The sequence below is a fragment of the Dactylosporangium sp. CS-047395 genome (genome assembly GCF_050942185.1).
Lineage (GTDB): Bacteria > Actinomycetota > Actinomycetes > Mycobacteriales > Micromonosporaceae > Dactylosporangium.
The window spans coordinates 4,705,827-4,719,663 of sequence record NZ_CP192015.1; the positions used below are offsets into that span (position 1 = coordinate 4,705,827).

A 13,837-nucleotide genomic window follows, 5' to 3' on the forward strand; every position below is an offset into this window, starting at 1 on the left:
CTCACGCCACGGCCTGGTGCAGCACGCTGAGGTCGACCGGGCGGCGCATCTTCTCCGGGACGTTGCGGATCACCGGGCGCAGCACCTCCAGCACCGTCAGGATCTCGCGGCCCACCTCGGCCGCGGTACGCGTGGCGTCGACCGTGACGAGGATGCCGCGGAACGCGTACCAGGCCAGGATCGGCTCCGTCAGCTCGTGGTAGGGCGCCAGCCGGCGCTGGATCGCCGGCCCGGTGTCGTCCGAGCGGTGTTCGATCGCGGCGCGGGCCAGCATGCGCTGGGTGACCGTCTCGTCGTCGGCGCGCAGATGCAGGACCACGTCGGCGGACATGCCGAGTTCCGAGGGGACGCGGTGGATGGCCCGCGCCTGCTCCATGGTGCGCGGCATGCCGTCGAGGACGTAGTCGCCGCCGGCCGCTATCGCGTCGCTGAGGGCCTGGTGGATGGTGTCGCACAGGATCTCGTCGGGGACGAGGTCGGGGACCAGGTCGCCGCGGTCGAGGTAGTGGCTCACCGTGCGGCCGGTGTCGGTGCCGCGGCTGACGTGGTCTCGCAGGATGTCACCCGTGCAGATGTGGGGGATGCCGAGGTGCGCGGCGATGCGCGCGCTCTGGGTTCCCTTGCCGGCACCCGGCGGTGCGACCAGTCCGATTCGCATGATGGTGTCGCGCTCCTCTTCCAAAGCGTGTGCGAACGTTGAGTGATGCCGTCAACGCTAGGAACGCACGGCTTGGCGGGCATCGGTGCCGCTGCCTAATGCGGGAAGGCCGGCGGTCTAGGCAGATCCCGGGAGTTGTCGATGACGAGCTACGAACCGCGGCGGAGCAGATCCTGAGCACCTGCCCCCATCCGGGACAGCTGTTGAAGCCGCGCACCGATGAGCGACCGCCGCTCACTCAGCGGGAGGTGACCGTGCTCGCCGTCCTGGCCACGGGCGCCTCCAACGCGCAGATCGCCCAGCGGCTGTAGGTGAGCGAGCGCACCGTCGAGGCGCGTCTGCGCTCCATCTACCACAAGCTCGGCGTGCACAGCCGCAGCGCCACCCGGTACGCCGTGGACAACAAGCTGGCATGACGGACGAACGGCGGCCGAATCCCGGCCGACCGGTACTAGAGATTAATGTCCGACTATGGTATGATATGCGCGGGTGATGACTACGGTGGCCGCATGCAGACACAGCCCGATGTCCCCGCGTTCCTCGCCGCGCTGACCGGTCCCGGCGCCGCGGACCTCTTCGCCGACCCGTTCCTGTTCGCCGACGCCGGCGGTGCCCGGCCGATCGCCCGGGCCGACTTCCTCGCCGGTCTGCCCCGCCGGGCCGAGCTGTTCGCCGCCGCCGGCTACGGCCGGGCCCAGCTCACCGCCGTCGACCAGCAGCGCCTCGACGAGCACTATCTCCTGGTCCGAACCGACTGGACGCTGCCCAGCACCACCGGCGGCGACCCGGCCGAGCTCTCCTCGTCGTACCTGATGTACGAGGACGGCACGGCGCTGCGGGTCGTCGCGTATCTCAACCACAAGACCGTGCCCGTTCAGTGATCACCCGTCTCGGGCGGCGTACTCGGGATGGTCGCCCGTAGCGTCGTGCCGGCCCCGGCCGGGCTGCTGATGGTGAACTGCCCGCCGAGGGCCTCGACGCGGTCCTGCAGCGCGATGAGGCCCGCACCCCGCCGGGGGTCGGCGCCGCCCACGCCGTCGTCGCGGATCGACAGGTGCAGCGCGGACTCGTCTGACACCGCCCGCACCTGGACCTCCGTGGCGCCGGCGTGCCTGGCCGCGTTGGTCAGCGCCTCGGACACCACGTGGTACGCGGCCACCTCCAGGACCGGATGCATGCGCGGGCAGGCGCGCAGGTCGAGGTCGACCGGCACCGGGGACCGGCGGGCCAGGGCCTTGAGCGCGGGTGGCAGGCCGCCCACCGCGAGCATCGTCGGGTGAATCCCGCGGGCGACCTCCCGCAGGTCGTCCACGGCGCTGTTCAGGCCAGACACCGCCCGGGACAGGTCCCGCCGGGTCTGCTCCAGCTCCGGCGGCAGGCCCGCCTGAATGACCCCGAACTGCATGGCGACGGCCAGGAGGTGCTGCAGCGCGGTGTCGTGCAGGTTGCGCTCGATGCGCTCGCGGGCCTGGTCCGCCGCCGCGACCAGCCGGGCCCGGGACGCGGCCAGCTCGGCCCGGCTGTCGGCGTTGGCGATGGCGGTGGCGGCGAGGTCGGTGAAGGCCGCGATCCGCTCCGCGGTGCCGGCCGGCAGCGGCTCGGGCCGCGTCCACGCGACGGCCGCGACGCCCCACAGCCGACCCTCGACCAGGATGGGCACCCCGACCGAGGAGTGCACGCCCAGGTCGCGGGCGAACGCCGCGACGGGGCCCGGCATGTCCGCGAAGTCGTCGACCCGGGCCGCGCGGCCGGTGTCGCGCACCTTGACCAGGACGTTGTCGCCCTCCAGGGTCCAGTGCGCCCACTTCGCCTCCGGGTCGGTGAGGCTGGTCGCGACCACGCTCGCCGCGTCGCCGGGCTCGTAGCGGCACAGCCAAGTGCTGTACTCCGGCAGCAGGCCGTGCAGCTCGGTCGTGATCGCGGTGAACACGTCGAGCGGGTCGCAGCCGGCCGCCACGAGCCTCGCCACCCGGTCCAGCGCGGCCTGCTCGGCGGCCAGCCGGCGCAAGTGCTCACGGCTCGCCGCGAGCTCGCACCCGGCGTGCAGCAACGACGTCAGCGCGGGCACGACCCGCAGGCGCAGCCGCCGGACGGTCGGCTCGGGCAGGCCGGCCGGCACGACCAGGGTGCCGAGCCGTTCGCCCCCGGCCTGCAGCGGGAACGCCGTGTGCCGGTCGTCGCCGGGTACGGCGGTTCGGTGCAGGGCCGCGCCCGGCAGGTTGAACGAGCGGGCGATGCACCGGGCGACCGCGGGCAGCGCGGCGGGCAGGTCGTCCGCGCGCAGCAGCAGCCGGGCCATCTCGGCGGTGCAGCCGGACTCCTCGGCGTGCGCGGCCCGCAGCCGGGCCAAGTGCGCCACCGCGCTCGTGGCCACCGCGAGCACGAGGAACATCGCCAGCCCCACGATGTCGCGCACGTCGGCGACCGCGAACCGGCCGCTGGGCTGGACGTGGAAGTAGGCGAAGGCCAGGGTGCTCGCCGTCGCGGTGGCGATGCCCAGCCACATGCCCCACATCATCGAGGCGATCAGGACCCCGGCGATGTACACCATGCTGGGGTCGAACGGCGTCACGATCCGCCGCAGCGGATACACCAGCATGGTCTCCGCGACGATCAACAGGGCGGCAACCGCGATCCCCAGCCATCGCGGCGAGGTCGTCGGTCGCACCAGCCACGACAGCGAGCCGACGTGCACCGCCAAAAGTCTAATCGGGCGCCCCGGTTACCGGGCCGTGGCTGGGTAGTCGGCGCTGGGTGAGAGGAGCGGCCCGTGCCCGACGCGGAAGCGCTGATCGCGGAGGCGGTGACCCTGGCGGCGGACCAGGGCGCCGACCCCGAGCTGGTCGCGCACTACTGGCGCCTGATCCCGGACGAGGAGCTCACCGGGTGCGAGGTGGCGGACCTCGTCGCCGCCGTGCGAGCTCACGTGGAGCTGGCGCGGCAGCGTTCGCCCGGCGAGGTGAAACTGCGCCTGGTCACGGGGCTGTCCGGCGGTACCGCGATCGAGATCGCCACCGACGAGATGCCGTTCCTGGTCGACTCGGTCACCAGCGCGCTGTCGGCGCGCGACCTCGACGTGCGCATGCTGGTGCACCCGCTCTTCGTCGTGCGGCGGGAGCCGCTGGGGGCGATCGAGCAGATCCGGGTCAGCAACGAGCCGCAGGACGGTGCGCAGGGTGATGTCGTCGAGTGCTGGATGCACATCGAGGTCGACCGCATCCGCGACGAGGTCGAGCTCGAGCGGCTGCGCGCCGGCCTGACCCGGGTGCTCGACGACGTCCGGGTGGCCGTCGAGGACTGGACCGCGATGCGCCGGCAGGCGCTGGCGCTGGCCGACGAGCTGGCCGGCGGACTGGCCGGCGCGCGGCCGCCGGTGCCGGACGAGGAGATCACCGACGCGGTCGAGCTGTTGCGCTGGCTGGCGGACGAGCACTTCACGTTCCTGGGCTACCGGGAGTACGGGCTGGCGACCGGCGCCGCGGGGGAGTACGTGCTGCAGGCGGCGCCCGGCTCCGGCCTGGGCATCCTGCGCGCCGGCCGGGTCCGCCCGCGCGTGCTCGGCCCGGTGCCCGCCGACGTGTACGCCCGGGCGCAGGAGCGGCGCCTGCTCGTCATCAGCAAGGCCAACTCGCGGGCCACCGTGCACCGCTCCACGTACCTGGACTACATCGGCTTCAAGGTGTTCGACGCCGACGGCACCGTGGTCGGCGAGAAGCGCTTCCTGGGCCTGTTCTCCTCCGCGACGTACCGCACCAGCGTCCGCGACCTGCCGGTCGTGCGCCGCAAGGTCGCCGAGGTGGTCGCCTCCTCCCGGCTGTCCCCGCGCAGCCACTCCGGCAAGGAGCTGCTGGAGACCCTGGAGACGTACCCGCGCGACGAGCTGTTCCAGATCACCACCGGCGAGCTGTACCGCACCGCGATGGGCGTCCTGCGGCTGGCCGGGCGGCGGGAACTGCGCCTGTTCGTGCGCCGCGACGCGTACGGCCGGTTCGTCTCCTGCCTGGTCTACCTGCCCCGGGACCGGTTCACCACGGCCAACCGGCGGCGCATCCAGCAGATCCTGCAGGCCGAGCTCAACGGGATCGGCGTGGACTACACCACCCTGGTCGGTGAGCAGAAGTTCGCCCGGGTTCACCTCGTCGTCCGCCTCGACCCCACCAACCCGCCGGGCGTCATCAACGTCCGCCGGCTCACCGAGCGGCTGTCCGACGCTACCCGGCTGTGGGACGACGACTTCCGGCTCGTGCTGGAGCGTGAAGTCGGCGACGAGCACCAGGCCAAGGCGCTGTACCGGCGGTACTGCCGGGCGCTGCCGGACACGTACAAGGACGAGCACACCCCGTTCGAGGCCGTGAAGGACATCGCCAAGCTGGAGCTGCTCGACGAGCCGGGGCAGCTGGTCATGCACGTGTACCGGCGCCGCCAGGCCGAGAGCGACATCCGGTTCAAGGTGTTCCGGCTCGCCGACCCGATGCCGCTGTCCGCCGTCGTGCCGCTGCTGCACTCCCTCGGCGTGCGGGTGACCGACGAGCGGCCCTACGAGATCGACCGCGCCGATGGTACCGTCCACCTCTGCGACTTCGGCCTGCAACTGCCGCCGGACGCCCGGGCGATCGTCGGGGTCCGCTACCACCTGGAGAACGCGTTCTCGGCGATGTGGCGGGGCGAGACCGAGATCGACAACTTCAACACGCTGGTCTCCAAGGCCCGGTTCACCTGGCGCGAGGTCGTCATCCTGCGGTCCTACGCGAAGTACCTGCGCCAGGCCGGCGCGACCGTCTCGCAGGACTACATGGAGACCACGCTGCTGGCCTACCCGGCGATCGCCGCGAAGCTCGTCGACCTGTTCACCGCCCGCTTCGACCCCCGCCTGCAGCTGTCCGAGACCGCGCGCTCGGAGTGGTCGAAGAAGATGGTCGCGGCGATCAACGCCGACCTGGACGAGGTGACGAGCCTCGATCAGGACCGGATCCTGCGGTCGTTCCTGCATCTGATTCAGGCGACGCTGCGGACGTCGTTCTTTCAGCGGGGCGATGGTGGGCGGCCGAAGTCGTATACGGCGTTCAAGTTGGATCCGCAGTCGATTCCGGATCTGCCGGCGCCGCGGCCGCGGTTCGAGATTTTTGTGTACTCCCCGCGCTTCGAGGGCGTCCACCTGCGCTTCGGGTCGGTGGCCCGGGGTGGGCTGCGCTGGTCGGATCGGCGGGAGGATTTCCGGACCGAGATCCTGGGGCTGGTCAAGGCGCAGATGGTCAAGAACGCGGTGATCGTGCCGACCGGTGCCAAGGGCGGGTTCGTGCTCAAGCAGGTTCCGGGGGACCGGGACGAGGCGGTGGCCTGCTATCAGTTGTTCATCTCGGCGCTGCTGGATGTGACCGACAATCTCGACGGTGGCAAGGTGGTGGCGCCGCCGAATGTGGTGCGGCACGATCCGGATGATCCGTATCTGGTGGTGGCGGCGGACAAGGGCACGGCGACGTTCTCGGACATCGCGAACGAGATTTCGGTGCGGTACGGGTTCTGGCTCGGTGACGCGTTCGCGTCGGGCGGGTCGGCGGGTTATGACCACAAGAAGATGGGGATCACGGCCAAGGGTGCGTGGGAGTCGGTCAAGCGGCATTTCCGCGAGCTCGGGCTCGATACCCAGACCACCGAGTTCACGGTGGTCGGTGTGGGGGACATGTCCGGTGACGTGTTCGGCAACGGGATGCTGCTGTCGGAGCACATCCGCCTGGTCGCGGCGTTCGACCACCGGCACATCTTCATAGACCCGAACCCGGACGCGGCCACCTCGTTCGCGGAACGGCAGCGCCTGTTCGGCCTGCCCCGCTCCTCGTGGGACGACTACGACCGCTCGGTCATCTCGCCCGGCGGCGACGTCTACCCGCGCACCGCGAAGTCGATCGACCCCTCCGACGAGGCCCGGGCAGCGCTCGGCATCACCACCACCGGCCCGCTCACCCCCAACGACCTCGTGCACGCAATCCTGTCGGCCCCCGCCGACCTGTTCTGGAACGGCGGCATCGGCACCTACGTGAAGGCGACCGGGGAGTCCCACCTGGACGTCGGCGACAAGGCCAACGACCACGTCCGGATCAACGGCGCCGAGCTGCGGGTGAAGGTCGTGGGCGAGGGCGGCAACCTCGGCCTGACCCAGCGCGGGCGGATCGAGTACGCGCTGGGCGGCGGCCGCATCATCACCGACTTCATCGACAACTCGGCTGGCGTGGACTGCTCCGACCACGAGGTCAACATCAAGATCCTGCTCGACCGGGCGATCGCGGACGGCGTGCTCGACCCGCAGGAGCGCAACCCGCTGCTCGCCGCGACCACCGACGAGGTCGGCGAGCTGGTCCTGCGCGACAACTACGACCAGGCGACCGCGCTGGGCAACGCGCGGGCGCAGTCGCGGTCGCTGCTGCCGGTACACCGGAGGCTCATGTCCGATCTTGAGCGGCGCGGGCAGCTCGACCGCGCGCTGGAGGACCTGCCCACCGACGAGCAGCTCGACGAGCGCGCGGCCGGTGGAGCCGGGCTCACCTCACCCGAGTTCGCGGTGCTGCTGTCGCACGTGAAGATCATGCTGCAGCGGGAGATCCTCGACTCCAGCCTGGCCGCCGACGACTGGACCACCGACGTCCTGGTCGACTACTTCCCGACCCCGCTGCGCCGCCGGTTCGCCGCGGCGATCGCCGAGCACCCGCTGCGCCGCAAGATCATCGCAACCCAGCTCGTCAACCGGGCCGTCAACTGCGGCGGCACATCGTTCTTCTACCGCGCCTCGGAGGAGGCCGGGACCGGCGCCGCGGACATCCTGCGGGCATCCGTCGTCATGCAGCAGGTGTACGGCCTGAGCGACCTCCGCCACGCCGCCGAGGCCCTCGACAACCAGGTCCCGGCCGAGGCACAGACCGCGGTCAACCTGGAGCTGCGGCGGCTGCTCGACCGGGCGGTGCGCTGGCTGGTCTCCAACCGGCGGCTCCCGATCGACGTCCCCGGCGAGACCGCCCGGCTGCGCCCCGGCATCGCGCACCTCCTGCCGCGGCTGGAGACGCTGCTGCACGGCCAGGAGCGCGAGGCCCTGCACGCCAACGCCCAGCGCCTGCGGAACCTCGGCCTGCCGGGCGGGATCGCGGACCGCACCACCCGCATCGCGTACGGCTTCGGCCTGCTCGACGTCGTCGAGGTCGCCGCCCGGGCCGGCCGGGAGGTCGGCGAGGTCGCCGCGGTCTACTACGTGCTGTCCGACCGCTTCCGCGTCGACGACCTCCTGTCGCAGATCTCCGCCCTGCCGCGCGAGGACCGCTGGCAGACCCTGGCCCGCCGGGCACTGCGGTACGACCTGTACGCTGCCCTGGCCGCCCTGACCGCCGAGGTCCTCGACGCGACGGCACCCGACGCCGACGCCGTGGCCCGCGTCAACGAGTGGGAACAGGGCAACATCACCTCGATCGCCCGCACCCGCAGCGCCATCGGCGAGTTCGGCGAGTCCCCCGGCGACCTGGCCGCCATCTCGGTGCTGCTGCGCCAGATCCGCACCCTCGTGCGGACCTCCGCCGCCTGACCGGGTGGGTTTGCCCGGACCGGCCCCGGGCAGGCTGGCGAGGTGCCCGACCCTCTCCGGTCGTGCGGCGTTCAGCGAATTCTCATGTCGTTCGCGCACCCTGACCGCATGCGCGCTGGGCTCGTCCGCCGGCGGCCCTGGATGGGGCTCGTCATCACTCTCGGGGTGGTGACGCTCGCGTTCGTGCTGCTGCGCCGCTCCCTGCCGGAGCCGCGGGCCGTGCTGACGGCCCTGGCCGGAGCCCGCTGGGAGTGGCTGGCCGGGGCACTGGCACTCGGGGCCGGCTCGATCGTGCTGTACGGCGCCCAGCAGCGCCGCCTCGTCGCCGCGCTCGGCGGGACGATGTCCCTCGGCCGCGCCACCGGGCTCTCCCTCGCCCGCACCACCCTGTCCACGGCGATGCCGGCCGGCGGCCCGGTGTCGACCGCATTCGCGGTGCGGCAGTACCGCACCCACGGGGTGAGCACGGCCGAAGCCCTCGCCGTCGCCGCGCTGACCAGCGTGCAGGCGAGCGCCGCGGTCGTGGCGCTGTACCTCGGCTGGATCGCCGTGGCCGGCCTCGGCCGCTCATCCGCGGCGCTGCTGGTGGTGCTGGTGCTGGCGCTGCCGCTCGCATTGTTCGCCCGTCGAGTCACCTGGCAGCTCCCACGCCCGCGCTCGAAGCCGGCGCCACGGGGCCGCTGGCGCCGGCTCGCCGGATTCGGCACGGACGCGGCCCGCGCCTGCGGCTCGCTCACCCGCCGGGACTGGCTCGTGTCGGGCGGCTCGGCGGTCGGGCGGCGGCTGTTCGACCTGGCCTGCCTGGCCGCGGTCGCCGCCGCCTACCGGCTCGACGCGGGCGTGCCGGCCCTCGTCGGCGCGTACCTCGCGGGACTGCTCGTACGGCAGATCCCGCTCGTCGCCGGCGGCGCCGGACTGGTCGAGGCAAGCCTGCTCGCGGCGCTCGTGACCGCGGGCTCGAACGGCTCAGCGGCGGCCGCGGTCGTCGTGGCGTACCGGCTGCTGTCCTGCTGGCTCGTCGCGCTGGCCGGGCTGCCCGCGGTGTTCGCCCTCGGCGTCACCCGGCCGGCTGCGGCGCTTCGCTCAGACCTGGCAGACCGTGCCGTTGAGCGCGACCGCGGTGGGCGGGGAGACGATCGGCCGGGAGGTCCCGACGAACCCGGCACGGAACGGCACGCCGGTGGCGAGGCTGCTGTTCCACGGCGCGTTGCTGGCCACGGTCACCGTGCCGCTGCCGGCCGGCTGGGTGAAGGTCACCGGCCAGCCGCTGGTGATCCGTTGCCCACCGGTGAAGGTGAAGGTGAGCGCCCACCCGTTGGTGATCGGGTCCCCGGTGTTGATGATGTCGATCGTCCCGGAGAACGGGCTGAACGAGGCGACGTTGAGGTACATGACGCATCCGGCGGCCGCGTACGCCGCCCCGGGCAGCGCAACGGCGGCAGCACCGCTGAACATGACGGCGGACCCGGCAAGAGCAGCGAGTCGCGTGAAGGTCTTCATGGCGGCCGATCCCCTCGATCGCATGCGCACCTGTCGATGCGCTGAGGATACGGCCCGCACCCCCGCCCGCGCGGCCACGCCTCTGCCCCGCCGGCGTTGACCGTGGTCGCGGCCCCGGCTCCGGCGCGTCCGGGTGGAAGTTGCACATCATGCTCAACCGGCGGTGCACGTCCACACGACCGGCAACGGTGTCCCGCCGACCTGGCCGGCGAGCCTGGTGCCGTCGTCGCTCAGGGTGTAGACCTCGGTGGAGCGGGCGTCGTCGGCCGGGCTCAACCCCGGCAGCGCCACCTTGCCCGGTGCGATGACCAGGCCCGAGGACCCGGCGATCCAGCCCGTGCCGTTGACCGCGTTGAACAGTCCCGGGGTGCTGGTGACGGTGCCGGTGCGCAGGTTCCAGACCACGCCGTCGAAGCGCTTGCCGCCGGGCCAGTCGTACAGGGCCTTGCCGAGCACGTAGCCGCCGCGGATGGCGGTGCCGCGGTAATCCGTGCTCGTGGCGCCGTAGCCGGTCGGGGCGGGCAGCGTCTCGACCCGGCCGTCGGGGTGCCACAGCACCGCGACGTTCTCGTAGGCGCCGCGTGATGCGGTGCCGAGGATCGTGCCGTCCTGGTCGATGTCGCGCGCCGTGGTCTTCCAGCCGGGCACCGGGCTGGGCAGCGGGACCGGGTCGGCGCCGAGCGAGTCCCAGCGGACCGCGCCGGCGGCGGTCGAGCCGACCATCGTGCCGTGCTCGTCGATCGCCGCGACCTGGGCCGGGCCGCCCTTGAGCTGGGTCACCACGCCGCCGGTGTAGACCCAGGAGGTGAACGCGTCGTGCACCAGGCTGATGCCGACCGCAGTACCGGAGGCGTTGACGTCGACCAGGCCCGGGTCGTCGCCGGGGATCGCCACCGGGTGGGGGGTGCCGTCGACCCAGATCACCGGGCTGGGATGGTCGTTGTCCGGGTAGGTCCGGCCGACGAGGTACCGCCCGCTCGGGTCGGCGCCGCTCACGACGCCCTTCGGCGGCTGGCCGGGCGGGGTCGGGAGCTGGGCGGCGCGGCAGACCAGGTGTGCCGCCGCGCTCGGAGGTGCGCTCGGGGGAGCCGAGATCGAGTCGGCGGTCTGCGGCGTGGCGGGGCCGCGCCAGCCGGTGGGCAGCAGCCAGCCGGCGGCCAGGACGCCGAGCACAGCCGTGGCGACACCGGCCGAGCCGGCCAGGCGCACCCGGCGGTGGCGGCGCTCGCCGTCGGCGATGGCCCGCAGGACGTCCACCGAGGACGCGCCGGGCTCGCCGTCCAGGACCCGGAAGACCGCCACACCGTACTGCTCGTCGGTACCCATGCCTCAGCTGTCCTTCCGTACGGCGATGTCGTCCCCGAGGACGCGGCGCAGCGTGGCCAGCCCCCGGGAGGACTGGCTCTTGACGTTCCCGGTCGAGCACTCGAGCGCCACCGCGACGTCCTCGACCGACATGTCGCACAGGAACCGCAGGATCAGCACGGTCCGTTGGCGCGGCGGCACCTGCTGGAGCGCGGCCCGGACGGTCACCGCGTCGACCACCTGCTCGTGCGGCGGCCGGCCCGGGTCGGGCCGGTCGGGGGCGTCGCCGGTCAGCACCGCCCGGGACCAGGGGCGCCGCTTCTCGTCGACGAACGCCCGGACCAGCATCGTCCGCACGTACTGGTCGAGGTGCTCCACGCCGCCGACCCGCCGCCAGCGCACGTAGAGCCGGGTGATCGTCTGCTGCACGAGGTCGTCGGCGCGATGCCGGTCCCCGCACAGCACATAGGCCAGCTTGCGCAGCGCCGGCATGCGGCCGGTCACGTACTCGACGTACTGCTGCTGGTTCTCGGTTCGCACCGGTAGGCATCCTTCCGCCCGCGTCCCGACAATAACGGCGCGCCAGCCCCGCGAGGTTGCATCACCTTCGGACCTGGTTTGCGGCCGGCGCGCTTACCGGGGGCGGCGGGTAGGCCCGCGCCATGTCGACCTCGGACGCGACGGCGACCGTCGTCGACCCGGTCGCGTTGCGGCGGACGATCGTCGCCGCCGAGGCCCGGAACATGGTGGAGTGGTTCGACTTCGGGGCGTTCAGCTACATCGCCGTCACCCTGGGCGCGGTCTTCTTTCCCGAGGCCAGCGCGTCGGCGGAGGAGTGGGACGCCGCCGAGGATGGCGACCAGGACGGCGAGGTGGATCTATTGGACGACGAGGACTAGGACGACGACGAGTTCGAGGACGACGGCCTGGACGACGACGAGGGCTTCGACGAGAACGTCCCACGTCGAGGGTGAACAGCTACCACTCCTGATGCGGTGACTGCCGGGCGTCCTTACCGCCCAGCTTGTCCCGGGCCGCCATCGCGAGAAGCCATAGATTCGACCTGTCGGTGGATGTGAGAGTCCGAGCTAAGTCGTGTGGATCGAGGGGCTGGGGATTGGCGATCCGGACTTTTGGTTCGCCGTCCTCCGTCCACGTCACGCCGATCTTCGGCGGCTGTCCTCGATCGATCATGGCGTAGCCCAGGAGTGCGGCCGTCTCAACAAGGCTCTCAATTGCGGCCCGGCGCCGCTGTTCTGCTTCGGCGGCCGCTCGGGCCAACTCCGCGTCTGAGGTCTCGCCCGCCTCGGTAACGCGCATCTCGACCGGCGCGTCCGTCGCGTCGAGTTCCGCGACTGCATCGCGTACGTCGTCCTGCAGTTGCTGCGCAGCTTCCTGCGCGACGCGGAACTTCATGGCGACGCCGAGCGCGTCGACCTGCTCAACCTGGCCAAATTTAGTGCGCAGCAGGTCCCGCAGCGACCAGACCACCACGACGGCCACGACCGGCCAGATGAGCGCCTTCACGTAGTCGAGCCGCTGCGCCGGCCCATCCGCGGTGAGCGTGAGGGCGGCCGCGCATGCGACCACGGTCCAGGGCAGCAGGGCGGTGCCGAGGCGGCGGAGCCACCGGCGGGAGGCGGCACGGAAGGTGATGCCGGGGGTGGACTCCATCGCCGCAGAATGCCGCGCGGCGGCAGTCGATGCACGCGACTCGCCGAAGCTGTCAGACCGCACGATTCGGCGTCCAGATCACCAGGTCGACACGCTCTGCTCATCTCGGCGCAGCGGGGGCCGGGCGCCTACTCTGCCGTGATGGCTGGATCGGCGTCAGGACCGTCGAGGCCGGGCCAGGCGTCCAGTTGGACAGTGGCGACCTTTTCGAATTCCTCAATCGCGGAAACGGCCCGGCTGTAGGCATTCCAGGCGTTCGTGTTCCAGTTGGGGTCGTCCCTGCGGTGAGGAGCGAGCCGTGGCCAAGTCTCCCTGGCCTGCATTCGACATCACGGTCGGCAGCCGTGCGCCGATCAAGCGCAAGACGGCGATCGTCATCAACGGCCCGATCCCGCGCCCGATCGTGATACCGGTGTCTCCCGGCGTGTCGCGATAATCGAGGCGCGCACATCGAAGGCTGCCCCCCGCCGTGACAGCGGGGCCAAGCCCTCAGGCGCTGGGCCCGGCCCGGCGGGTCCGGGGCGGCAGCCAGCCGACGAGCTGCCGCCGCAGCACCTCCGGTTCCGGCGACCCCGCGGTAAGGTCGTGGAAGGCCAGCGCCAAGTAGGCGCCCATCAAGAGCCGCAGCTCAGGCAGCGAGCCGTCATAGTCGTCGAGGAGCTGGCTGCGGCGCGTCGAGCACGGCCACGGCTCGGAGCACGTGCACTTCCACCCTGGCCGCTTCAGTTGGTGGGCCACGCGCGGCCTCCTCGAACCTGCTGGCCAAGGGTCAGCCTGAACGGCGCAAGGGTCAACGTGGGTCCGTTCCAGTCGAACGCGGCGCCGTTGGCCTGCGGCCGTTGCGGCTCGTCCAGGCACCGGACCCAGCTACGCGGCCACCGCAGCCCGCAGGCCCGGCACCGGTACCCCGGCGGCCAGGGCCGCCACATCCACGTTCGCGCGTGCACGTCGCCCCCTTGGTCGGAGGGTGCACCGGCCGCGACGGTTCGCAGGCCAGGTCATGCGACCGGCGCACCCACTGTCCCGAACGCTTCCAGGGCCAGCAGGACGTCAAAACGTCCCCCGGGACGTATGAACGGACGTCTCTACGTCTTCGAAACGTCCCAGGGCGTCCGGTAGGTTCCAGCCATGGCGAA

At 72.0% G+C, this 13,837-nt stretch carries 11 protein-coding genes and 2 pseudogenes; 6 read left to right on the plus strand and 7 right to left on the minus strand.

The genetic code is table 11. The features are described from left to right. Position 1: 1 nt before the first annotated feature. Positions 2-658, minus strand: a complete 657-nt coding sequence (locus ACQP00_RS22085) for an adenylate kinase (protein ID WP_433221936.1) — start codon at positions 656-658, stop codon at positions 2-4. Between the two features lie 203 nt (positions 659-861). Between ACQP00_RS22085 and ACQP00_RS22090 the strand changes: the two genes are divergently transcribed. Both ACQP00_RS22090 and ACQP00_RS22095 read left to right on the plus strand, forming a co-directional pair. Then, positions 862-969, plus strand: a complete 108-nt coding sequence (locus ACQP00_RS22090) for a LuxR C-terminal-related transcriptional regulator (protein ID WP_433221938.1) — start codon at positions 862-864, stop codon at positions 967-969. A 198-nt stretch (positions 970-1,167) separates the two neighbouring features. Then, the gene (locus tag ACQP00_RS22095; protein ID WP_433221940.1) at positions 1,168-1,539 is read left to right on the plus strand and encodes a hypothetical protein; all 372 of its coding nucleotides are present in this window, start codon (positions 1,168-1,170) and stop codon (positions 1,537-1,539) included. Here the strand turns inward: ACQP00_RS22095 and ACQP00_RS22100 are convergent. Further along, positions 1,533-3,353 (minus strand): DUF4118 domain-containing protein, encoded by a 1,821-nt coding sequence (locus ACQP00_RS22100; RefSeq protein WP_433221942.1) that lies wholly within the window; start codon positions 3,351-3,353, stop codon positions 1,533-1,535. The two genes, ACQP00_RS22095 and ACQP00_RS22100, sit on opposite strands and share 7 nt — an antisense overlap. A gap of 66 nt (positions 3,354-3,419) precedes the next feature. Between ACQP00_RS22100 and ACQP00_RS22105 the strand changes: the two are divergent. Together ACQP00_RS22105 and ACQP00_RS22110 are read left to right on the plus strand one after the other, a co-directional pair. Continuing rightward, positions 3,420-8,222, plus strand: a pseudogene (locus tag ACQP00_RS22105) (NAD-glutamate dehydrogenase); the annotation flags it as partial. 141 nt (positions 8,223-8,363) lie between these two features. Next, positions 8,364-9,194, plus strand: a pseudogene (locus ACQP00_RS22110) (lysylphosphatidylglycerol synthase domain-containing protein); the annotation flags it as partial. A gap of 111 nt (positions 9,195-9,305) precedes the next feature. Here the strand turns inward: ACQP00_RS22110 and ACQP00_RS22115 are convergent. From ACQP00_RS22115 to ACQP00_RS22125, 3 genes are all read right to left on the minus strand, one after another. Continuing rightward, positions 9,306-9,746, minus strand: a complete 441-nt coding sequence (locus ACQP00_RS22115; RefSeq protein WP_433223947.1) for a cellulose binding domain-containing protein — start codon at positions 9,744-9,746, stop codon at positions 9,306-9,308. A gap of 129 nt (positions 9,747-9,875) precedes the next feature. Next, positions 9,876-11,048, minus strand: coding sequence for a hypothetical protein (locus ACQP00_RS22120; protein WP_433221944.1), 1,173 nt, complete (start codon positions 11,046-11,048; stop codon positions 9,876-9,878). 3 nt (positions 11,049-11,051) lie between these two features. Further along, entirely contained in the window at positions 11,052-11,567 is a 516-nt protein-coding gene (locus ACQP00_RS22125) for a SigE family RNA polymerase sigma factor (protein ID WP_433221946.1), read from the minus strand. Positions 11,568-11,689: 122 nt separating this feature from the next. Between ACQP00_RS22125 and ACQP00_RS22130 the strand changes: the two genes are divergently transcribed. Then, a complete protein-coding gene (locus ACQP00_RS22130; protein WP_433221948.1) occupies positions 11,690-11,926 on the plus strand; it encodes a hypothetical protein in 237 nt (78 codons plus the stop codon). A 79-nt stretch (positions 11,927-12,005) separates the two neighbouring features. On the opposite strand, the gene ACQP00_RS22135 is transcribed toward ACQP00_RS22130, so the two are convergent. Next, the gene (locus ACQP00_RS22135; protein ID WP_433221950.1) at positions 12,006-12,701 is read right to left on the minus strand and encodes a hypothetical protein; all 696 of its coding nucleotides are present in this window, start codon (positions 12,699-12,701) and stop codon (positions 12,006-12,008) included. A gap of 298 nt (positions 12,702-12,999) precedes the next feature. On the opposite strand from ACQP00_RS22135, the gene ACQP00_RS22140 reads away from it, so the two are divergent. Next, positions 13,000-13,137: a hypothetical protein gene (locus ACQP00_RS22140; RefSeq protein ID WP_433221952.1), complete on the plus strand. Its 138-nt coding sequence runs from the start codon at positions 13,000-13,002 to the stop codon at positions 13,135-13,137. A gap of 53 nt (positions 13,138-13,190) precedes the next feature. On the opposite strand, the gene ACQP00_RS22145 is transcribed toward ACQP00_RS22140, so the two are convergent. Beyond that, entirely contained in the window at positions 13,191-13,439 is a 249-nt protein-coding gene (locus tag ACQP00_RS22145) for a hypothetical protein (protein ID WP_433221954.1), read from the minus strand. Positions 13,440-13,837 lie beyond the last annotated feature (398 nt).